19 protein-coding genes are annotated in these 20,257 nt (G+C 63.4%); 7 read left to right on the top strand and 12 right to left on the bottom strand.

Annotation, left to right across the window (positions count from 1 at the left end; genetic code table 11):
- Window positions 1–92 precede the first annotated feature (92 nt).
- The 5 genes from leuS to LDZ23_RS11630 all read right to left on the bottom strand — a co-directional run bounded on the left by leuS (window position 93) and on the right by LDZ23_RS11630 (window position 5,722).
- Window positions 93–2,687 carry a leucine--tRNA ligase gene (gene leuS / locus LDZ23_RS11610; protein WP_239295141.1) on the bottom strand — a complete coding sequence of 865 codons (2,595 nt, stop codon included), beginning with the start codon at window positions 2,685–2,687 and terminating at the stop codon, window positions 93–95.
- Between the two features lie 193 nt (window positions 2,688–2,880).
- Window positions 2,881–3,321 (bottom strand): ExbD/TolR family protein, encoded by a 441-nt coding sequence (locus tag LDZ23_RS11615; RefSeq protein ID WP_244807621.1) that lies wholly within the window; start codon window positions 3,319–3,321, stop codon window positions 2,881–2,883.
- A gap of 10 nt (window positions 3,322–3,331) precedes the next feature.
- Window positions 3,332–3,997 (bottom strand): MotA/TolQ/ExbB proton channel family protein, encoded by a 666-nt coding sequence (locus LDZ23_RS11620; RefSeq protein ID WP_239295143.1) that lies wholly within the window; start codon window positions 3,995–3,997, stop codon window positions 3,332–3,334.
- Window positions 3,998–4,005: 8 nt separating this feature from the next.
- The gene (gene dapB / locus LDZ23_RS11625; protein ID WP_244807622.1) at window positions 4,006–4,803 is read right to left on the bottom strand and encodes a 4-hydroxy-tetrahydrodipicolinate reductase; all 798 of its coding nucleotides are present in this window, start codon (window positions 4,801–4,803) and stop codon (window positions 4,006–4,008) included.
- 118 nt (window positions 4,804–4,921) lie between these two features.
- Window positions 4,922–5,722: an outer membrane protein assembly factor BamE gene (locus LDZ23_RS11630; protein ID WP_033537302.1), complete on the bottom strand. Its 801-nt coding sequence runs from the start codon at window positions 5,720–5,722 to the stop codon at window positions 4,922–4,924.
- Between the two features lie 194 nt (window positions 5,723–5,916).
- Here LDZ23_RS11630 and fur point away from each other — a divergent pair, with 194 nt between their 5' ends.
- Entirely contained in the window at window positions 5,917–6,345 is a 429-nt protein-coding gene (gene fur, locus LDZ23_RS11635) for a ferric iron uptake transcriptional regulator (protein ID WP_008342866.1), read from the top strand.
- Between the two features lie 141 nt (window positions 6,346–6,486).
- On the opposite strand, the gene LDZ23_RS11640 is transcribed toward fur, so the two are convergent.
- A complete protein-coding gene (locus LDZ23_RS11640; protein ID WP_008342867.1) occupies window positions 6,487–6,996 on the bottom strand; it encodes an ureidoglycolate lyase in 510 nt (169 codons plus the stop codon).
- A 79-nt stretch (window positions 6,997–7,075) separates the two neighbouring features.
- Complete coding sequence (locus LDZ23_RS11645; RefSeq protein ID WP_239295146.1) at window positions 7,076–8,404, bottom strand: C4-dicarboxylate transporter DctA; 1,329 nt, start codon at window positions 8,402–8,404, stop codon at window positions 7,076–7,078.
- Window positions 8,405–8,632: 228 nt separating this feature from the next.
- On the opposite strand from LDZ23_RS11645, the gene LDZ23_RS11650 reads away from it, so the two are divergent.
- Window positions 8,633–9,328, top strand: coding sequence for a FadR/GntR family transcriptional regulator (locus tag LDZ23_RS11650; RefSeq protein WP_244807623.1), 696 nt, complete (start codon window positions 8,633–8,635; stop codon window positions 9,326–9,328).
- A 54-nt stretch (window positions 9,329–9,382) separates the two neighbouring features.
- Here LDZ23_RS11650 and gap read toward each other — a convergent pair whose 3' ends face one another.
- Together gap and tkt are read right to left on the bottom strand one after the other, a co-directional pair.
- The gene (gene gap, locus LDZ23_RS11655) at window positions 9,383–10,393 is read right to left on the bottom strand and encodes a type I glyceraldehyde-3-phosphate dehydrogenase (protein ID WP_008342872.1); all 1,011 of its coding nucleotides are present in this window, start codon (window positions 10,391–10,393) and stop codon (window positions 9,383–9,385) included.
- Window positions 10,394–10,440: 47 nt separating this feature from the next.
- Window positions 10,441–12,495, bottom strand: coding sequence for a transketolase (gene tkt, locus LDZ23_RS11660; protein WP_244807624.1), 2,055 nt, complete (start codon window positions 12,493–12,495; stop codon window positions 10,441–10,443).
- Between the two features lie 432 nt (window positions 12,496–12,927).
- On the opposite strand from tkt, the gene LDZ23_RS11665 reads away from it, so the two are divergent.
- Both LDZ23_RS11665 and LDZ23_RS11670 read left to right on the top strand, forming a co-directional pair.
- On the top strand, window positions 12,928–13,341 hold the full coding sequence (locus LDZ23_RS11665) for a VOC family protein (protein ID WP_008342874.1): 414 nt from the start codon (window positions 12,928–12,930) through the stop codon (window positions 13,339–13,341).
- 53 nt (window positions 13,342–13,394) lie between these two features.
- On the top strand, window positions 13,395–14,132 hold the full coding sequence (locus LDZ23_RS11670) for a 16S rRNA (uracil(1498)-N(3))-methyltransferase (RefSeq protein WP_244807625.1): 738 nt from the start codon (window positions 13,395–13,397) through the stop codon (window positions 14,130–14,132).
- A 67-nt stretch (window positions 14,133–14,199) separates the two neighbouring features.
- Here the strand turns inward: LDZ23_RS11670 and LDZ23_RS11675 are convergent, their stop codons facing one another.
- From LDZ23_RS11675 to LDZ23_RS11685, 3 genes are all read right to left on the bottom strand, one after another.
- Window positions 14,200–14,763, bottom strand: a complete 564-nt coding sequence (locus LDZ23_RS11675) for a barstar family protein (RefSeq protein ID WP_244807626.1) — start codon at window positions 14,761–14,763, stop codon at window positions 14,200–14,202.
- A gap of 4 nt (window positions 14,764–14,767) precedes the next feature.
- The gene (locus LDZ23_RS11680) at window positions 14,768–15,262 is read right to left on the bottom strand and encodes a guanyl-specific ribonuclease (RefSeq protein ID WP_244807627.1); all 495 of its coding nucleotides are present in this window, start codon (window positions 15,260–15,262) and stop codon (window positions 14,768–14,770) included.
- Window positions 15,263–15,671: 409 nt separating this feature from the next.
- Complete coding sequence (locus tag LDZ23_RS11685) at window positions 15,672–17,966, bottom strand: NADP-dependent malic enzyme (RefSeq protein WP_244807628.1); 2,295 nt, start codon at window positions 17,964–17,966, stop codon at window positions 15,672–15,674.
- A gap of 242 nt (window positions 17,967–18,208) precedes the next feature.
- Here LDZ23_RS11685 and thiL point away from each other — a divergent pair, with 242 nt between their 5' ends.
- From thiL to LDZ23_RS11700, 3 genes are read left to right on the top strand one after another with little or no spacing between them, the layout of a single operon-like run.
- Window positions 18,209–19,198 (top strand): thiamine-phosphate kinase, encoded by a 990-nt coding sequence (gene thiL, locus LDZ23_RS11690; protein ID WP_244807629.1) that lies wholly within the window; start codon window positions 18,209–18,211, stop codon window positions 19,196–19,198.
- Window positions 19,188–19,721 carry a phosphatidylglycerophosphatase A family protein gene (locus LDZ23_RS11695; protein WP_244807630.1) on the top strand — a complete coding sequence of 178 codons (534 nt, stop codon included), beginning with the start codon at window positions 19,188–19,190 and terminating at the stop codon, window positions 19,719–19,721. Before thiL ends, LDZ23_RS11695 begins: the two co-directional genes overlap by 11 nt.
- Before the next feature lie 27 nt (window positions 19,722–19,748).
- Complete coding sequence (locus tag LDZ23_RS11700) at window positions 19,749–20,249, top strand: CinA family protein (RefSeq protein WP_008342881.1); 501 nt, start codon at window positions 19,749–19,751, stop codon at window positions 20,247–20,249.
- The last annotated feature ends 8 nt before the right edge of the window (window positions 20,250–20,257 follow it).

Here is a 20,257-nt window from a genome sequence, read left to right on the forward strand (position 1 = left end):
CGCCGCGCCGCCGAGGAGCGGGACAAACGAGAGAAACGAGCGCCTGCTCGCGCTGACTTTGCCGGTCACATCCACTCCCTTGGTTGTGCGCATCAGACGACCACGTTGACGAGGCGCCCCGGCACCACGATCACCTTCTTCGGTGTGCGGCCTTCGGCGAACTTCTCGAACATTTCGTGCGCGATCGCGGCCTTTTCGATGTCTTCGCGCGATGCTTCCTTCGCGACCGTCAGCGCGCCGCGTACCTTGCCGTTGACCTGCAGCACCAGCTCGATTTCCGACTGCTCGAGCGCGGCTTCGTCGACCTTCGGCCAGGGCGCATCGAGGAGCGGGCCGAATTCCTTCTCGTAGCCGAGTTCCGACCACAACTGGAACGTGATGTGCGGCACGACCGGATACAGCACGCGCAACAGCACGCCGAAGGTTTCGTTCAGCACGCCGGCGCCGACGTTCTTCGCGCCTTCGACCGCGTTGAGCATCTTCATGGCGGCGGACACGACCGTGTTGTACTGCAGACGGCCGTAGTCGAAATCGGCCTGCTTCAGCACGGTATAGATTTCGCGGCGCAAGGTCTTCTCGGCGTCGCCGAGTTTCGATGCGTCGAGCTTCGCGTGCTGACGCAGCGCATCGGCGTTGTCATGCGCGAAGTGCCACACGCGGCGCAGGAAGCGGCTCGCGCCTTCGACGCCCGCGCCCGACCATTCGAGCGACTGCTCGGGCGGTGCGGCGAACATCACGAAAAGGCGGGCCGTGTCGGCGCCGTACTGATCGATCAGCGTTTGCGGATCGACGCCGTTGTTCTTCGACTTCGACATCTTCTCGACGCCGCCGAGCACGACCGGCTGGCCGTCCGCGTTCAGCGTCGCGCCCGTCGGGCGGCCCTTTTCATCGTGGGTGACCGTGACTTCGAGCGGGTTGTACCAAGTCTTCTTGCCGCTCGCGTCCTCGCGATAGAACGTTTCGTTCAGCACCATGCCCTGCGTGAGCAGATTCTTCGCGGGCTCGCTGAACTTGATGAGGCCCATGTCGCGCATGACCTTGGTCCAGAAGCGCGAGTACAAGAGGTGCAGAATCGCGTGCTCGATGCCGCCGATGTACTGATCCATCGGCATCCAGTAATCGGTGCGCTCGTCGACCATCGTCGGCGCGTCCGGCGCGGTGTAGCGCGAGAAGTACCAGGACGAATCGACGAAGGTGTCCATCGTGTCGGTTTCGCGCTTCGCCGCCGCGCCGCACTTCGGGCACGTGCAGTTCACGAACGCTTCCGACTTCGCGAGCGGGTTGCCCGAGCCGTCCGGCACGAGGTCTTCCGGCAGCACGACCGGCAGATCTTTCTCCGGCACCGGCACGTCGCCGCACGACGGGCAATGGATGATCGGAATCGGCGTGCCCCAGTAGCGCTGGCGCGAGATGCCCCAGTCGCGCAAACGCCAGGTGACCTGCTTGTCGCCGAGGTTCTTCGCCTTCAGATCGGCGGCGATCGCGTCGATGGCTTCTTCCGTCGTCAGGCCGTCGTACTTGCCGCTGTTGATGAGCCTGCCCGCGGTCTTGTCGCCGTACCATTCTTGCCAGGCGTCGGTCGAGTACGTCTTGCCCTCGACATCGATCACCTGTTTGATCGGCAGCTTGTACTTCTTCGCGAACGCGAAATCGCGCTCGTCGTGCGCCGGCACGCCCATCACCGCGCCTTCGCCGTAGGACATCAGCACGTAATTGCCGATCCACACTTCGACTTGTGCGCCCGTCAGCGGATGCGTGACGAAGAAGCCGGTCGGCACGCCCTTCTTTTCCATCGTCGCGACATCGGCTTCGGCCACGCCACCGCGCTTGCATTCGTCGATGAACGCCTGGAGATCGGCGTTGTCGCGCGCGAGGCGCGTGGCGAGCGGATGCTCCGCCGCGACCGCCGCGAACGTGACGCCCATGATCGTGTCGGCGCGCGTGGTGAATACGCGCAACAGTTTCGCTTCGCCGTCGATTTCATACGGGAAGCCGAAGTTCACGCCGAAGCTCTTGCCGATCCAGTTCTGCTGCATGATCTTGACGCGCTCGGGCCAGCCGAGGCCGTCGAGATCGTCGAGCAGTTGATCCGCGTAATCGGTGATGCGCAGGTAGTACATCGGGATTTCGCGCTTTTCGACGAGCGCGCCCGAGCGCCAGCCGCGCCCGTCGATGACCTGCTCGTTGGCGAGCACGGTCTGATCGACCGGATCCCAGTTGACCGTGCCCGTCTTCTTGTACGCGATGCCCTTTTCCAGCATCTTCAGGAACAGCCACTGGTTCCACTTGTAGTAATCCGGCGAGCAGGTGGCGACTTCGCGCGACCAGTCGATGGCGAGGCCCATCGACTGCATCTGCTTCTTCATGTACGCGATGTTCTCGTACGTCCACTTCGCCGGCGGCACGTTGTTCGCCATCGCCGCGTTTTCGGCGGGCATGCCGAACGCGTCCCAGCCCATCGGCATCAGCGTGTTGTGGCCGTTCATGCGCAAGTAACGGTACATCACGTCGTTGATGGTGTAGTTGCGCACGTGACCCATGTGCAGCTTGCCCGACGGATACGGCAGCATCGAGACGCAATAGAACTTGGGCTTGGCCGACGTCTCGGTCGTCCGGTAGACGTCGTTCGCGCGCCAGTTGCTCTGCGCGGCGGATTCGACGTCGGCGGGTGCGTATTTATCGTGCATGGTGTGGTTTGGCTTTCGGCAAATGCTGGGAACGGACTTTGGGACTCGCCGCTATCGATTCGGGCAACGAGTCCGGGCGCTGCGGCATTGCTGACACGGCGCGGCGTCGGAATTCGGGCCTGCTGGCTCGGGCCAAGGCCCGCCGAACGGGGAAACCGCGATTATACCGTTCGATGCGCGCCGGTTCGCGCGCTTATTGCGCGCGCGCTGGCTGCTGCGGTTTCGCGGGCTGCGTGACGAAGCCGATGCGCTCCAGACCGGCCTGCTGCGCCGCGCCCATTACCTGCGCGATGACGTCGTAGCGCGTCGCGCTCGACGCCCGCAGATGCAGTTCCGGCTTCTGCGCGCGCTTGCCCGCGTCGGCGAAACGCGCGCGCATCTGATCGAAAGTGACGGGCGTGTCGTTCCAGAAGAGCTTGCCGGCGTCGTCGATGGACAGCGTGACGGTTTGCGGCGTCTCGCGCGCGGGCTGCGACGAGACTTTCGGCAAATCGAGCCAGATCGCGTGCGTGAAAAGCGGCGCGGTGATGATGAAGATGACGAGCAGCACGAGCATGACGTCGATGAGCGGCGTCATGTTGATGTCCGCCATCGGCGCACCGTTTGTCTTCTTGTCGAGTCCGCCGAAGGCCATCGCCGCGCTCCTATTCGGCCGGACCGCATACGAACGCATGCAGATCGTGCGCGAATCCGTCGAGTTCCTCGGAAATCTGCCGCACGTAGCGCCCGAGAATGTTGTACGCGAGCACGGCGGGAATCGCGACGACGAGACCGAACGCCGTCATGATGAGCGCCTCGCCGACCGGCCCGGCGACGTTTTCTATCATCGCCTGACCACTCGACGCGATGTTCGACAGCGCGTGATAAATGCCCCAGACGGTGCCGAGCAAGCCGACGAAAGGCGCCGTGCTCCCCACCGATGCGAGCAGAACCTGACCGAATTCGAGCCTTCGTTGCGAACGCAGCAACGCATGACGCAGCGCGCGCAACACGCGCTCGCTGCGCTCGACGCGGGCGAGCATCGCGCCGGGCATTTCAGCTTCCGATGCGCGCCACGCGGCTTCAGCGAGTGGCAGAAACACACGCTCGCGATCCGCGCGCTGCAATGCGCCGATGCCATCCTTCAAACTCGGCGCCTGCCAGAAACGCTGCAATGCGCGTGGACCTTGCCACTTGGCGCGCGCCAGAATCCACGCCTTCACGAGCAGGAAACACCAGCTCGCGAGCGACATGGCGAGCAGCAGACCCGCGACCGCGTGCGTCACGGCATCGCCGGATTGAAGGTAATGAATGACGCCCGTTGCTGCCATAAAAAAAATCAGCGCAGGCCGAGTACGTCCTGCATGTCGAAGAAGCCCTTGTCGTGCCCTTCGAGGAAACGCGCGGCGCGCAGCGCGCCCTGCGCGTACGACAGACGGCTCGCCGACTTGTGCGTGATCTCGATGCGCTCGCCGATGCCCGCGAAGAGCACCGTGTGATCGCCGACGATATCGCCGCCGCGAATCGCGGAAAAGCCGATCGTCGACGGATCGCGCTCGCCGGTCACGCCTTCGCGCGCGTACACGGCGCAGTCCTTCAGATCGCGGCCGAGCGCCTTGGCGATCACTTCGCCCATGCCGAGCGCGGTGCCCGACGGCGCATCCACCTTATGACGATGGTGCGCCTCGATGATCTCGATGTCGTAGCCGGTCGCGAAATGCTTCGCGGCGAATTCGAGCAGCTTCAACGTGACGTTCACGCCGACGCTCATGTTCGGCGCGAACACGACGCCGATCTTCTCGCCCGCCTGCTTCAGTTGCGCCTTTTGCTCGTCCGAAAAGCCGGTCGTGCCGACGATCATCTTCACGTTGTGCCGCAGCGCCGCTTCCAGATGCGCCATCGTGCCTTCGGGACGCGTGAAGTCGATGAGGGCGTCGGCGTCGGCGAACACGCACTCGATGTCGTCCGTCAGCAACACGCCCGTGGTCTTGCCGAGGAACGCGCCCGCGTCCTGTCCGAGCTGCGGCGCGCCGGGGCGGTCGAGGGCGCCGGCGAGTTGCGCTTCGGGCTCGTTGAGGACGGTTTCGATCAGCATCCGGCCCATGCGGCCCGACGCGCCGGCAATGGCGATCTTCATGGCAGTCTCGTGTTGAATCGCGCGCGGCGCGCGCGACGGATGATGCGAATGGGCTGTGCGGATGAAGCGGCGCCGCGTCGACGCATGGCGCGGCTTCGTCCTCGAGCGGCTGAACTGCTTACTGGCTTTGCTGCGGCAGATAGAACTGCGCCTGGCCGCTTGCGTTGGCCGGAGCCGGCGACGAACCCGCCGGACCGACCGCGCTGCTGTCCGGAATGTTGATCGTCTGCGGGCGGCGCTGCAGCTGAATCTGCGAGTTGCTGCCGGAACTGTTGGTGGAACCCGGCGCGCCGCCCGAGCTCGTCGGCGCGCTGCTGAACGCCGAGGAGCGCTGACGCCCCGTCGGCATTTCGACTTGCGCCGTTGCGCGGTTCGCGGCCTGCGCGGCTTCCTGGTTCGCATCGCCGGCAAATGCCGCTGCCGTATTCGGTTGCGTCGACGGCTCGCCGACCGGCGCTGTCACCGCCGCGGTCGACGCCACCGGCGCGGATGCCGCCGCCGGCGTCGCAGGCTTCGCGACCTTGACGCCCTTGTCGCCGTCGATTTCGGCGAGCAGCTCGAGGTTCGACGGCAGATTCTCGCCGCCCGACCAGCTCACGACGCGATCGCTCGCGAAGTTGACGACGAAGTCACGCTGCTGAACGACGGATGTCGACCCACGCTTGAAATAGAACACGTAGTCCCAGCGATCGGCGTGGAACATGTCCGTCAGAAGCGGCGTGCCGAGGAGTTGCTTCACCTGATCACGCGACATGCCGACCTGCATCTGCGCCGCGGCTTCCGCCGAAACGAAATTGCCTTGCACAACCGTGATCCGGTACGGCGTGATGCTTTGCGCGATCTTCTGCGTGACGCTGTCGTACGTCGAGCAGCCGGCGAGCAATGCGGCCAAGGTTGCTGCTATTACGGTTCCCCGCATGCGACGGCTCTCCCTGCAATTCGATAAATATTTGGAAAACATTTCACCTTTCACGCGAGGCGCTTCAAGGCCGCACTCATTTCGGCCCTCATTCAGCTAATTCACCTTGACGCCTTGACGCCGCTTGGGATGTCAGGATTTGGCAAAACGCATTACTATGAGAACCTTGAATTGTACTCTAGGGATGCCTAGCCATGACCAATCCCGCCGATCTCAAGAATATCGGGCTCAAGGCGACCCTGCCCCGCCTCAAGATTCTCGAAATTTTCCAGCACAGTCCGGTGCGCCATCTGACCGCTGAAGACGTGTATCGAAGCCTGCTCAACGAAGAGCTCGATATCGGTCTTGCGACGGTTTATCGCGTGCTCACGCAGTTCGAGCAAGCCGGCCTGCTGTCGCGAAGCAATTTCGAATCGGGCAAGGCCGTCTTCGAGCTCAACGAGGGATCGCACCACGATCACCTCGTGTGCATCGACTGCGGCCGCGTCGAAGAGTTTTTCGATGCGGAGATCGAACGCCGTCAGCAATCGATCGCGAAGGAACGCGGTTTCAAGCTCCACGAGCATGCGCTCGCGCTGTACGGCGCATGCACGAAGGAAAACTGCCCGCACCGCAAGCATTGAGCTTCGCGCGCCGCTCTTGGGCGCGCGGATGAAAAAACCGCCGTTCATCTCGCGATGGACGGCGGTTTCGTTTCGCCCGTACGTTTCATGTTATGCGCATGCGATCGATTCGCAATTGCATTTCGATTACCGCATGTTGTATCAAGCTGCGCGCGCGGCCGCTTCGATCAGCGCGTAACGTTCGGGCAGGTCGATTTCGTCGCAATTCGGCAAGTCGCCGCCGCGATCGACGACGATGAAATCGCCCGGCTCGTCGAGCACGATCAGCGGGTGATGCCACACGCCGCGCGCATAGTTCACGCCCTGCCAGCCGCGGGCGTAAAAGGCCCGCAGACCAGCCGCATCGAACTCGCCCGCAGGCGCGACGACCACGAGATAGCGCACGTCCGCGAGCGGCACGAAAGCCTGACTGCCGAGCGGATGGCGCTCCATCATCGAAACCACGACCGGCTGCGGGCGCGGCTGGCCGCGAAACACGTTGATAAGCGGCCGCCCTCCGCTTTCGAAGCCGACTTCCACGTTCGCGAGATCGTGAAAGCGCTCCGTCGTGCCCGCGTTGATCGGGAAATGACGCGCGCCTTCGAGTTCGATGACATCGCCGAACGGGGCGAAGGCTTCGCGCGTGAGCGGTTCGAGCGTCAATGTTTTCATTCGATTCCTCCGAAGATGCGCGATTCCGCGAGGTGCGTGTCGCGACAGTCGTTCATTTCAATGCCCGGGTTGCGTCGAGTCAGATCGCGTGCGCGTGTTCGTTGCCGTGCGCGCCTTGCTCCGATTGCGGCGCGGCGGGCACGAAGCGATACTCGGCGTCCTGATCGAGCACGCGTTGGGCGCGCGCCCGGTCGATGTCGTTCTCCCAGACGCCGACGACCACCGTCGCCACGCAGTTGCCGATCAGATTCGTCACCGCGCGCGCGATGCCGACGAACCAGTCGACCGGCAGGATCAGCACGAGGCCGAGCACGGGAATGGCGGGAATGGCGGAGAGCGTCGCGGCAAGAATCACGATGGCGGAGCCGGGAATGCCGTGCGCGCCCTTCGACGTCACCAGCGACACGAGCACGACGACGATCAGGTCATGCATCGACAGCGGCGTGTTGGTCGCCTGCGCGATGAAGATCACCGCGAGCGTGAGATAGATCGAGAAGCCGTCGAGGTTGAACGAGTAGCCGGTCGGAATCACGAGACCGACGGTCGAATCCTTCACGCCCATCCATTCGAGCTTGCGCATGATCTGCGGCAGCACCGCATCCGACGACGCGGTGCCGAGCACGATCGACAATTCCTCGCGCAGATAGCGCACGAGCTTGAAGATCGAGAAGCCCGCGAGGCGCATCACGATACCCAGCACGACGAACACGAACAGGAAGCAGCTCGCGTAGAACACAATCACGAGCAGGCCGAGCTGCTTGAGCGACGCGACGCCGTACTGGCCGGTCGTGAAGGCGATCGCGCCGAGCACGCCGAGCGGCGCGAGCTTGATGATGAACGCCATGATGCGGAAAAACACATGCGACAGCTCGTCGATGAAAACCGTCACGCGCTGTGCCTTTTCGCCGAGCATCGAGAGCGCCGAGCCGAACAGGATCGCGAACACGAGCACTTGCAGGATGTCGCCTTTGGCGAAAGCGTCGATCGCGGTGTCGGGGATGATCTTCAACAGGAAGCCCGCGGTGTCCTTCAGGCTTTTTGCGTGCTCCGTGTAGGTCGCGAGCGACGCGGCATTGAGCGAATGCAGATCGATGTTCATGCCGACGCCCGGCCGCGTGAACCATGCGAGCAGCGCGCCGATGACAAGTGCGAGCGTTGTCATGATCTCGAAGTAGACGACCGCCTTCAGCCCGACGCGTCCCACTTTCTTCAGATCGCCCGCGCTCGCCATGCCGCTCACGACGACGCAGAACACGATCGGCCCGATCACCATCTTGATGAGCTTCAGGAAACCGTCGCCCAAAGGCCGCAACGACTGGCCGAAATGCGGAAACAGCGCGCCGACCACCACGCCGATGACCAGCGCGATCATCACCCTGCCGAACAGCGAATTCAGAAATCTCGACACGACCGTCTCCTCGTGTAATGTCTCGGGACCAGAGCAACTGTTCCGACTGGTCGGACCAGTGCTGTGATGGGGAATATTAGAAAGCCGATATAGAGCCGTCAAGGAAGCATTGGTAGCGGTTTACCCTGTTCCGGCCGGGTATGGAAATGGCCGCGACACGGTCGTTCACACGCGCGCACGGCACGCGCATACAATGGCGGTCAGACCGGCCAATTCAGTTTTCTTCCTATGAAAAACGTCCCGCATACCGTGACCGACGCCGCCATCGCGACCATTCGCGAGCGCATCGAATCGAGCATGTATCCGGTCGGCAGTCTGCTTCCGGCGCAGCGGCAGCTATCGGAAGAATTGGCGATCAGCCGGGCGTCGCTACGCGAGGCGCTCTCGACGCTCGAAGCGCTCGGCATGCTGCATATCCGGCCCGGCAAAGGCGTGTATGTCAGCAGTGCGCAGGCAAGCAACGCACATCCGTGGCGCTTCGCGGATCAGGCCTCGCTGCCCGACACCTATCAGATGCGCTTCGCGCTGGAGGGATTCGTCGCGCGGCTCGCGGCGCATTCGATCGGCGACGCGGACATCGACTGGCTCGACAACAATCTCGACTCGCTGCACGTCGCGTTGACGGAATCGGCGCTGGAGGAAGCTGCGCAACTCGACTTCGCGTTTCACATGCGTATCGTGAGTCTCGCGGGCAATGCGGCGATCGAATCGATCCTGCGCGGCAGCGCCGACATCATGAAGGAGAGCCAGCGGCTGCCGTTCTATCGGCGCGAACTGGTGTTGTCGACGTATCACGAACACGCGGTCATCATCGAGGCTTTGAAGGCGCGCGACGGCGAGATGGCCGGCCGCGCGATCGAAGGTCACATCGTCAATGCGGCGCAGCGCGCGGGCGTGCATTTTCCCGTTCCGAGCAAAGCTTGAGGCGAAAAAAAAGCCGCTCCGAAGAGCGGCTTTGTCGTTTCAGCAGGCTGAAACTTACTTCGCGTTCGCGAGGGCGACCGCCGTATCCAGCATGCGGTTCGAGAAGCCCCATTCGTTGTCGTACCAGCTCGACACCTTCACGAGACGGCCCGACACCTTCGTGAGCGTCGAATCGAACGTCGACGAAGCCGGGTTGTGGTTGTAGTCGATCGAGACCAGCGGCGCATCGTTGTAGCCGAGCACGCCCTTCAGTTCGCCTTCCGACGCTTCCTTCATGATCTTGTTGATCTCTTCGACCGTCGTATCGCGCGCGGCGATGAACGACAGATCGACGACCGACACGTTGATCGTCGGGACGCGGATCGCGTAGCCATCCAGCTTGCCGTTCAGCTCGGGCAGCACGAGGCCGACGGCCGAAGCAGCGCCCGTCTTCGTCGGGATCTGGCTGTGCGTGGCCGAGCGCGCGCGGCGCAGGTCTTCGTGATACACGTCCGTCAGAACTTGGTCGTTCGTGTACGCGTGGATCGTGGTCATCAGACCGTTCACCAGGCCGATCTTGTCGTTCAACGGCTTCACGAGCGGCGCGAGGCAGTTCGTCGTGCACGATGCGTTCGAGATGACCGTGTCCGACGCCTTCAGCACGTTGTGATTCACGCCGTACACAATGGTCGCGTCGACGTCCTTGCCGCCCGGCGCCGAGATGATGACCTTCTTCGCGCCGCCCTTGATGTGCGCGCTCGCCTTTTCCTTCGTCGTGAAGAAGCCGGTGCACTCCATCACCACGTCGACCTTCAGCTCGCCCCACGGCAGTTCGGCCGGGTTGCGGTTCGCCAGAACGCGGATCTTGTCGCCGTTGACGACGAGGTAATCGCCGTCGACCGACACTTCGCCCGGGAACTTGCCGTGCGCCGTGTCGTACTGCGTCAGGTGCGCGTTGGTCTTGGCATCGCCGAGGTCGTTGATGGCGACGATCTCGATGTCGTGCTTCTTGCCGTTTTCATAGAGGGCGCGCAGCGTGTTGCGGCCGATACGGCCATAGCCGTTGATTGCAACGCGAATCGTCATGGTCTATCTCCTTGGCTTAAAAAAACCTGCTTCGCTGACCGCGAATTTTACTGCGCGGCGAGGACGGCCTTCGCCGTCGCGACAACATGCTCCACCGTGAAGCCGAAATGCTTGAACAGCGCGCCCGCCGGAGCCGACTCGCCGAACGTGTCGATGCCGACCACGCCGCCTTCGAGGCCCACGTACTTGCGCCAGAAATCCGTCACGCCCGCTTCGATCGCCACGCGCGCCACGCCCTTCGGCAGCACGCGCTCACGATACTCGGCGTCCTGCTTGTCGAAGACGTTCGTGCACGGCATCGACACGACGCGCGCGCCGATGCCTTCCTTCGCCAGCGCCTCGACGGCTTGCATCGCGAGCTGCACTTCCGAGCCGGTCGCGATGAGGATGATCTTGCGCGCGGGGATATCGTCGTTCCAGTCGCGCAGTACGTAGCCGCCCTTCGCGATGTTGGCGATCTGAATGTCGTTGCGCGGCGAGAATTGCAGGTTCTGGCGGCTGAAAATCAGCGTCGACGGGCCGTTGTGCGCGATCGAATGCGTCCACGCGACCGCCGTTTCCACCGTATCGGCCGGACGCCACGTCTGCAGATTCGGGATCAGGCGCAGGCTCGACACATGTTCGATCGACTGGTGCGTCGGACCGTCTTCGCCGAGACCGATGGAATCGTGCGTGAACACAAAGATCGAGCGCGACTTCATCAGCGCGGCGACGCGCAGCGCGTTGCGGCTGTAGTCCGAGAACGTCAGGAACGTGCCGCCGAACGGACGATAGCCGCCATGCAGCGCGATGCCGTTGATCGCAGCCGACATGCCGAACTCGCGCACGCCGTAGTTGATGTGATTGCCCCACTGGATGCCCGCGTGTTCCGGATTCGCGTTTTCAGCGTCGCCTGCGGCGCGAACGGCTTTGGAAGCCTTCCAGTTGGTGAGGTTCGAGCCGGTCAGGTCGGCCGAGCCGCCGAGCAGTTCCGGCAGTGCCGCGGCCAGCCCTTCGATGGCGTTCTGCGAGGCCTTGCGCGTCGCGATAGTTTCGGCCTTCTGATTCGCGTCCTCGATGATCTTCGCGGCAGCTTCGGCCCAGTTCGGCGGCAGCTCGCCACTCATGCGGCGCGTGAATTCGCTCGCTTCCGACGCGTACTTCGCGCGATAGGCGTCGAACGCCTTGTTCCATTCCGCTTCGGCGTGCGTGCCTTGTTCCTTCGCGTCCCACGCCGCATACACTTCCTGCGGAATTTCGAACGCACCGTAGTTCCAGCCGATCGCCGCGCGCGTCGCCGCGATTTCCTTGTCGCCGAGCGGCGCGCCGTGCGCGTCGTGACCGCCCGCCTTCGTCGGGGCGCCCTTCCCGATGACCGTGCGGCAGCAAATCAGCGTCGGCTTGTCCGACTTCTTCGCGGCGGCGATAGCGGCATCGACTGCATCGACGTTGTGGCCGTCCACGGCGCGGATCACGTTCCAGCCGTAGGCTTCGAAGCGCTTCGGCGTGTCGTCGTGGAACCAGTGCTCGACGTGGCCGTCGATGGAAATGCCGTTGTCGTCGTACAGCGCGATCAGCTTGTTGAGCTTGAGCGTGCCCGCGAGCGAGCAGGCTTCGTGCGAAATGCCTTCCATCAGGCAGCCGTCGCCAAGGAACACGTACGTGTAGTGATCGACGATCTTCGCGTCAGCCTTGTTGAACTCGGCGGCGAGCAACGCCTCGGCGAGCGCCATGCCGACCGCATTCCCGACGCCTTGGCCGAGCGGGCCCGTGGTCGTCTCGACGCCGGCCGTGATGCCGTATTCCGGATGGCCCGGCGTCTTCGAATGCAGTTGACGGAAGTTCTTGAGCTCGCTCATCGGCAGGTCGTAGCCGGTGAGGTGCAGCAGCGAATACAGCAGCATCGAGCCGTGACCGTTCGACAACACGAAACGGTCGCGATCGAACCAGTGCGGATTCGCGGGATTGTGCTTCAGATGGCGCGACCACAGCGCGACGCCGATTTCCGCCATGCCCATCGGCATGCCGGGATGGCCGGAGTTGGCTTGTTGAACGGCGTCCATGGCGAGCGCGCGGATTGCGTTGGCCATGAGGGCGGTCTGGCTGGAGGTCGGGATCGTCATGTCGAGTCTGGGCAGGTGCTGAAATGATCCGCGGTGCTTCTCTTGCAGTACTTCTCACTCGGGCCGGACCCGCACACACCACGTTTTCAGGACCGGAACGACTTGGAAACGACGAGAAACGACGAGGATCGGAAGCCCATCATTCTAACAGACCGGTCCGATTGACACGCGTCTGTAAGGGCGCAAATCCGGTGCGTCCGGACGTCCCGGGCGCGGGCATGCTCCGTGCACTTCACGCGTCGCCACACTGTCACGGCAGCATGACAATCCGTGACCTTACACGGTAACGCGCGCGGTCAACGGACGTTCATCTGGCGAAATCCGTCCGGCGCGCGGCGTATCGCGCAGGTTCCTCGCCGCTCCATTGATCGTACGGCTTCATGGCAAAATGTTTCCCAATGTGCAGCAGCAAGGCTTCAAGGAGTGCTTTCGATGACCGACCCTCGCCCCGCCGACGTGCCCTGGCTGACTCCGTATCTCACCGTGCGCGACGCACGCGTGAGCATTGCGTTTTATGAAAAAGCGCTAGGCTTCGCGGTGCGCGACAGCGTCAACGACGACGGCACGGTCATCCATGTCGAGATGACGTATCGCGGGCAGTTGATCGTGATGTTCGCGCCCGAAGGCGCGTACGGTTCGCAGGCGCGCACGCCGAAGAGCGCGGGGCAAATGGCGCCGCAGTCCTTCTATTTATACGTCGATGACGTCGACGCCACGTTCCATCAGGCGCTCGCAGTCGGCGCGAAGGCGCTCATCGAGCCGCAGGACCAGTTCTGGGGCGACCGCTTCGCGCAGATCGAAGATCCGGACGGCTATCGCTGGGCGATCGCGCGGCATCTGCGCTGAGCGCGCAGGCATTCTCACTATCTGCGGACGGCCGAGTCCGCGATCAATTATTCATGCCACGTTTTCATGTCGACGGCCCGCTCTGCGCAGGCCAAACCTTCGCCCTTCCGGATGACGTCGTGCGTCATGTGCACGTCCTGCGTCTGCAAACGGGCGATGCAATCACACTCTTCGATGGCCGCGGCGGCGAATATCGCGGCGAGCTCGTCGAGATCGCCAAACGTGCGGCGACCGCGCGCATCGACGAACACAGCGATCGCGAAGCCGAGCCGCCGTATCGCGTGACGCTCGCACAAGGCGTCGCGGGCAGCGACAAGATGGACTGGCTCATCGAGAAGGCGGTGGAACTCGGCGTCTCGAGCATTGCGCCGATCACGGCCGAGCGCGGCGTCGTGCGTCTCGCCGGCGAGCGCGCATTGCGTCGTCAGGCGCACTGGCAGGCGCTCACGCGCGCGGCGTGCGAGCAATGCGGGCGCAATCGCGTGCCCGAGGTTGCGCCGCCGCGCGATCTCGGCGCCTGGCTCGCCGACTTGCCCGCCGCCATCAACGGCGAACTGCGCCTCCTTCTCTCGCCGCGCGCCGAAGTCAGCTTTGCGTCATTGCCCGTCGATCCGCCGGCGAGTCCCGTCACTTTGCTGATCGGGCCGGAAGCGGGTTTTTCGCCCGCGGAAGAAACCGCGATCGTCGATGCGGGTTTTTCCACGCTCGGGCTCGGCCCGCGCGTGCTGCGCACGGAGACGGCGGGCATCGCGGTGTTGGCGGCGCTGGCCGCGCGCTGGGGCGGCTGGTAAAAAAATGGCCCGATGGAAACCCATCGGGCTATTTTTCCAGGCTTAGCACCGGCCTTGGTTCGAACGCTCAGACGAACGAATAGAACACGCGGAAAGCCACTTTCCTTTCCGCCCAGAATTCCGCCGCGTCGCGGAATACGTCCAGCAGCACTTCGCGGCCTTCCTTGTCGAACTTCTGCGCGATTGGCAGTTGTTCCAGCACGATCACGAAACCCGGTTGCGAGCCCGCCTTGTGAACGAGATCGGTGAGCGAATCGTAAAGCGCGTCGTAGTTCTTGCCGAAGTGTTTGGGAAAGAGAAACGAAAGAGCGATTGTCTCGAGCACTTCCTGTTTGCTCTGCGCATGGCCGAGATACGCGTACAGGAAATGCTGGCCGAGGCGGCTCGCTTCGTCCGCGAGATCCTGCACCCGGAACGCGCGGATCGACTGCACGATGTTCGGCCGCACGGTTGCGAACAGCGATTCCGAATCCTCTTGCGGATGGAGCTCCTCGGGCATGGTCTCGTCGTCGGGTCTGTTGTCGTGTTCTGTCATGCGTAGCCGCAATACTCGCTGGAACAGGTTGCCATCGCCGGTGGCGAAAAGATCACCCGCGACGCTGTGGTCGTGCGCGTAGATGTTGTCGCTCATGCCGTTAATCCCGTAGTTGATCCGCAATGCGTTTGAAACTGGCGTAGTGGTCGTCCGTGTAGTAGCAATCGTCGAGCTTCTTCTTCGGACCGCCACACACGATCCGGCGCGCGCCGCGATCCCGCGCGCGAGGCGTGAGAACGGTGTATTCGTGGTAGTAGCCGCGTGGATGCCGCGGAAGCAAACGCTCGCGATTGCCGAACACGACGCCGTCCTTCTCGAAAGGGAAAGGGCCGCCCGCTTCGATCAGCCGCAAGGTTGCGACCGCCTGCTTGGGCAACTGCGCAATGTAGACGGTGGCCAGCCCGTCGCGCTCCTGCTCGCCGGTCGCTTGCGGTTGCCGCACCTGCGCTTCACGGACCGGTTCGGCCGGCGAGACGGGCGCCGGACTCGCCGAAGCAACCGTTTCCTGAACGCCGCTTCGAGGTTCACCCTTGCCGCACGCGCCCAAAAGGACGCTCAAGGCGACGAAAAACGAAAGAGCCCTCGCGCGTGTCACCAAACGGTTGTCCTCGCGTTACACCAGAATTCACGACCATGAAAGATGTAAGGGTATCGCTAATGACAGGGCGAAGCAACGTTCGCCCGAAAATCGGAAATTTTTTCGCTGTTCGGACCGAGGGCGCAAATTCTGAAGATGCAATCGTCCGGGGAATCAGCCAAAATCTGGCACACCGTTATCCCACTCAGGATAATAATGGCCCGTGGGATCTAAAGCGTCGGACGAGCCGCCTCACTCGTCGCCAGCTTTGCGGCATCGCGCTTACCGTTCGATCCGCTTGTTGCGTGTAGAGCAGAGCTCCTTCGCTTTATTTTCGCGGCGTGCCGTGTGCCCACGGCACGCTTTTTTTCGCGCAAAAAAAGCGGCGGGAAAAGCCCGCCGCGTTCTTGGTCAAAGCAAGCCGCGATCAGCGCGCCGCCGACGCATCCGCCACCAGCAATGCCGTCATGTTGACGATTCGCCGCACCGTCGCCGACGACGTCAGCACGTGAACCGGCTTCGCCGCGCCGAGCAGGATCGGCCCGATCGCGATGCCGCTTCCCGCCGCCGTCTTCAGCAGGTTGTACGAGATGTTCGCCGCGTCGATGTTCGGCAGAATCAGCAGGTTCGCGTCGCCTTCGAGCGTCGATTCGGGCAGCACTTCCTTGCGCAGACGCGCATCGAGCGCCACGTCGCCGTGCATTTCGCCATCCACGTCGAGATCGGGCGCGCGTTCCTTAAGGATCGCGAGCACGTCGCGCATCTTCTGCGCGGTCGGCGCGTTGCTCGTACCGAAGTTCGAATGCGACAAGAGCGCGATCTTCGGCACGATGCCGAAACGCTTCACTTCTTCCGCCGCGAGCATCGTGATTTCGGCGAGCTGCTCGGGCGTCGGATCGACGTTCACGTGTGTATCGACGATGAAAATCTGACGCCCCGGCAGCACGAGCGCGTTCATTGCCGCGTATACGTTCGCGCCTTCCTTCTTGCCGATCACTTGATCGATGAAGTGCAGATGACGATGCGTCGTGCTCACCGTGCCGCAGATCATGCCGTCGGCTTCGCCCTTCTGCACGAGCATCGCGCCGATCAGCGTCGTGCGGCGGCGCATTTCGAGCTTCGCCATCTGCTGGCTGATGCCTTTGCGCGCCATCATCTTCGCGTACGTCTGCCAGAAATCGCGATAACGCTCGTCGTGGTCCGTATCGACGACGGAGAAATCGACGCCCGGCGCGAGACGCAGGCCGAATTTCTGGATGCGTTGCTGGATGACCGCCGGACGGCCGATGAGAATCGGCTTCGCGATCTTTTCATCGACGGCGATCTGCACCGCGCGCAGCACGCGCTCTTCCTCGCCCTCCGCGAACACGATGCGCTTCTTCTCCGGCTCGACGCTGCGCGCGAGCTGGAACACGGGCTTCATCGTCGTGCCGCTGTGATAGACGAACTGCTGCAGATGCTGCTCGTACGCTTCCATGTCCTCGATCGGACGTGTCGCCACGCCGCTGTCCATCGCCGCCTTCGCGACTGCTGGCGCGATCTTCACGATGAGACGCGGATCGAAAGGCTTCGGAATCAGATATTCCGGGCCGAACGACAAATCCTGAATGCCGTAAGCCGTCGCGACGATATCGCTCTGCTCCTGGCGCGCCAACTCCGCGATCGCGTTCACCGCAGCGATTTCCATTTCCTTCGTGATGACGGTCGCGCCGACATCGAGCGCGCCGCGGAAGATGAACGGGAAGCACAGAACGTTGTTGACCTGATTCGGATAATCCGTGCGGCCGGTGGCGAGCACGGCGTCCGGGCGCACTTCCAGCGCGAGTTCCGGCAGGATTTCCGGCGTCGGATTCGCGAGCGCCAGAATCAGCGGCTTCGAGGCCATCTGCTTGACCATGTCCTGCTTGAGCACGCCGCCAGCGGAAAGCCCGAGGAACACGTCCGCGCCTTCGATCACTTCGGCGAGCGTGCGCGCGCTCGTTTCGCGCGCGAAGAGCTCCTTGTCCGGGTCCATCAGCTCTGTGCGGCCCTTGTAGACGACGCCGGCCAGATCCGTCACGAAAATGTTCTCGCGCTTCATGCCGAGATCGACGAGCAGATTCAGGCACGCCAGCGCCGCCGCGCCCGCGCCCGACGCGACGAGCTTCACTTCGCCGATGTTCTTGCCGACGACCTTCAGACCGTTCGTGATCGCCGCCGCGACGACGATAGCCGTGCCGTGCTGATCGTCGTGGAAAACGGGAATCTTCATGCGCTTGCGGCATTCGCGTTCGACGATGAAGCAGTCCGGCGCTTTGATGTCTTCCAGATTGATGCCGCCGAAAGTCGGCTCGAGGGCGGCGATCACGTCGACGAGCTTGTGCGGATCGCTTTCGTTCAGCTCGATATCGAACACGTCGATGCCGGCGAACTTCTTGAAGAGCACGGCCTTGCCTTCCATCACCGGCTTCGATGCGAGCGGCCCGATGTTGCCGAGGCCCAGCACGGCAGTGCCATTGCTGACGACGCCGACGAGATTGCTGCGCGCGGTGAAGCGCGCCGCGTTCAGCGGATCTTCGACGATCGCTTCACACGCGAACGCGACGCCCGGCGAGTAAGCCAGTGCGAGGTCGCGCTGGTTGATCATCTGCTTGGTGGGGGCGATCGCGATCTTCCCGGGAACCGGAAATTCGTGATAGTCGAGCGCAGCTTCGCGCAACTTGGTATTGGCGTCAGTCGTCATAAGGCGGGCTAGCAGTGCGGGAATTAGAATGGAAGTTCGAACGCATTGTAGCGCCAATCAGTCGCGGTTTCGGACCGCGCTCCATGCATTTCGGCTACAAGTGCCATGACTGGAAAACGTCTGGTCGGTCCGTCCGGCAAGCCTTCGCGGGCATCGGCCGAGTGTTTTCGAGATGCGGCGCCGGTTTCGGCGCGCTCTGTTTTTCATCGTGCATTGCAACAATCAACCTCAAGCGCCGACGCATGCTCTCCGAGTTTTCACTGATCGACCGTTTCTTTGCACGCCGCGCGACGGCGCCTTCCCCGCGTCATGACGAGGAGGCCGCGAAGCCGCTCGGCATCGGCGACGACTGCGCGCTTATCGCGCCGCCGGTCGGCCATCAGCTCGCCATTTCGACGGACATGCTGGTCGAAGGACGCCACTTCTTTCCCGATGTCGATCCGTACGCGCTCGGTCACAAGGCGCTCGCGGTGAACCTGTCCGATCTCGCCGCGATGGGCGCGAAGCCGCACGCGTTCACGCTCGCGCTCGCGTTGCCGCGCGCCGACGAAACGTGGCTCGAAGCGTTCAGCAACGGTCTCTTCGCGCTCGCGGAAAGTCACGATTGCGCGCTCGTCGGCGGCGATACGACGAGCGGGCCGCTCAACATCTGCATAACGGTGTTCGGCGACGTGCCGCAGGGTGCGGCATTGCGTCGCGATGCGGCGCGTCCCGGCGACGACATCTACGTATCCGGCACCTTGGGCGACGCGCGCGCGGGCCTCGGCGCGATTCGCGGCGAGTGGTCCGCGCCGGAAGCTTCCGCCTGGCGGCGCGCGCTGGAGCGCCCGGAACCGCGCGTCGCGTTGGGCATGGCGTTGCGCGGCGTGGCGCACGCGGCGCTCGATATCTCCGATGGCCTCGCGGGCGATCTCATGCACATCCTGAAGCGCTCGCGCGTGCGCGCGGTCGTCGATGTCGATGCCGTGCCGTGCTCCGACGCCGTGCGCGTGCTGCCCGAAACCGCGCGCCGTCAATGCACGCTCGCGGGCGGCGACGATTACGAGCTCTGCTTCACCGCGCCCATCGATGCCCGCGACGCGCTCGCCAAGATCGCGACGGACGTGAAAGTGCCGCTGACGCGCATCGGTACAATCGAGTCATCCGGTGCGCCCGCAATCGCCTGGCGCGATGCGTCGGGCGCCCCGCTCTCCCTGACGTTGCAAGGCTTCGATCATTTCCATGCAGACTGACCCCACGCTAGCGGGCGACCCGGCCGCGCCGCGCAGCAAGCCGCGCAAGGCGAGCGCTCGCTTCATGCTCGACCATCCGCTTCATATTCTTTCGCTCGGCTTCGGCAGCGGACTGTCTCCCATCGTGCCGGGCACGGTCGGCACATTATTCGCGTGGGTGTCGTTCGTCGTGTTCAATCCGCATCTGACGGTCGCGGAATGGGGCGCGCTGATCGTCGCCGGCTTCATTGCGGGATGCTGGTTCACCGGCTTCACGGCCAAGAAAATGGGCACCGACGATCCGTCGCCGGTCGTGTGGGACGAGATCGTCGCGTTCTGGCTCGTGCTGCTGCTCGTCACGCCCGCGACCTTCACCGGACAATTGTGGGCGTTCGTCGTGTTCCGCTTCTTCGACATGGTGAAGCCGCCGCCCATCCGGTATTTCGATCGCCGGTTGAAAGGCGGTTTCGGCATCATGTTCGATGATCTCGTCGCGGCGTTCTTCACGCTGCTCGTGATCGCGCTCTGGCGCATGACCGTCTGATTTTTTCCATCCATCGGGACCACCGCCATGCCAACCGACACCGTCGTTCACCAACTTGCGATTCGCGTCGGCAACAAGCTGCACGCCGAACGGCTGATGCTCGCCACCGCTGAGTCGTGCACGGGCGGCATGGTCGCGACCGCCATCACCGATATTTCCGGCAGCAGCGCGTGGTTCGAGCGCGGCTTCGTCACGTATTCGAATCTCGCGAAGATCGAGATGATCGGCGTGCCCGCGACGCTGATCGAACAGCACGGCGCGGTCAGCGAGCCGGTCGCGAAGGCCATGGCCGAAGGCGCGCTGCGCAACAGCCGCGCGCAGGTCTCGGTATCGATTACGGGCGTGGCGGGACCGGCGGGCGGCAGCGAGGCGAAGCCGGTTGGAACCGTGTGCTTCGGATGGAGCAATCGTCTGAATACGCAGATCGAGACCCAGCATTTCAAGGGCGATCGCGAACAGGTCAGAACGCAGGCCGCCGCGCATGCCTTGCGCAGGCTGCTGGAGTTCATGGATCAGAGCGAGCGCTGAGCGAGCGT

It is taken from the genome of Caballeronia zhejiangensis, from assembly GCF_022879815.1.
Lineage (GTDB): Bacteria > Pseudomonadota > Gammaproteobacteria > Burkholderiales > Burkholderiaceae > Caballeronia > Caballeronia zhejiangensis.

Bases quoted from the DNA above. Each gene is read 5' to 3' on its own strand.
- LDZ23_RS11675 (WP_244807626.1), bottom strand. From the start codon at position 14,763: ATGAGCGACAACATCTACGCGCACGACCACAGCGTCGCGGGTGATCTT.
- LDZ23_RS11620 (WP_239295143.1), bottom strand. From the start codon at position 3,997: ATGGCAGCAACGGGCGTCATTCATTACCTTCAATCCGGCGATGCCGTG.
- LDZ23_RS11630 (WP_033537302.1), bottom strand. From the start codon at position 5,722: ATGCGGGGAACCGTAATAGCAGCAACCTTGGCCGCATTGCTCGCCGGC.
- LDZ23_RS11665 (WP_008342874.1), top strand. From the start codon at position 12,928: ATGACCGACCCTCGCCCCGCCGACGTGCCCTGGCTGACTCCGTATCTC.
- dapB (WP_244807622.1), bottom strand. From the start codon at position 4,803: ATGAAGATCGCCATTGCCGGCGCGTCGGGCCGCATGGGCCGGATGCTG.
- LDZ23_RS11640 (WP_008342867.1), bottom strand. From the start codon at position 6,996: ATGAAAACATTGACGCTCGAACCGCTCACGCGCGAAGCCTTCGCCCCG.
- tkt (WP_244807624.1), bottom strand. From the start codon at position 12,495: ATGACGATCCCGACCTCCAGCCAGACCGCCCTCATGGCCAACGCAATC.
- LDZ23_RS11685 (WP_244807628.1), bottom strand. From the start codon at position 17,966: ATGACGACTGACGCCAATACCAAGTTGCGCGAAGCTGCGCTCGACTAT.
- LDZ23_RS11695 (WP_244807630.1), top strand. From the start codon at position 19,188: ATGCAGACTGACCCCACGCTAGCGGGCGACCCGGCCGCGCCGCGCAGC.
- LDZ23_RS11700 (WP_008342881.1), top strand. From the start codon at position 19,749: ATGCCAACCGACACCGTCGTTCACCAACTTGCGATTCGCGTCGGCAAC.
- thiL (WP_244807629.1), top strand. From the start codon at position 18,209: ATGCTCTCCGAGTTTTCACTGATCGACCGTTTCTTTGCACGCCGCGCG.
- gap (WP_008342872.1), bottom strand. From the start codon at position 10,393: ATGACGATTCGCGTTGCAATCAACGGCTATGGCCGTATCGGCCGCAAC.
- LDZ23_RS11670 (WP_244807625.1), top strand. From the start codon at position 13,395: ATGCCACGTTTTCATGTCGACGGCCCGCTCTGCGCAGGCCAAACCTTC.
- fur (WP_008342866.1), top strand. From the start codon at position 5,917: ATGACCAATCCCGCCGATCTCAAGAATATCGGGCTCAAGGCGACCCTG.
- LDZ23_RS11615 (WP_244807621.1), bottom strand. From the start codon at position 3,321: ATGGCCTTCGGCGGACTCGACAAGAAGACAAACGGTGCGCCGATGGCG.
- leuS (WP_239295141.1), bottom strand. From the start codon at position 2,687: ATGCACGATAAATACGCACCCGCCGACGTCGAATCCGCCGCGCAGAGC.
- LDZ23_RS11650 (WP_244807623.1), top strand. From the start codon at position 8,633: ATGAAAAACGTCCCGCATACCGTGACCGACGCCGCCATCGCGACCATT.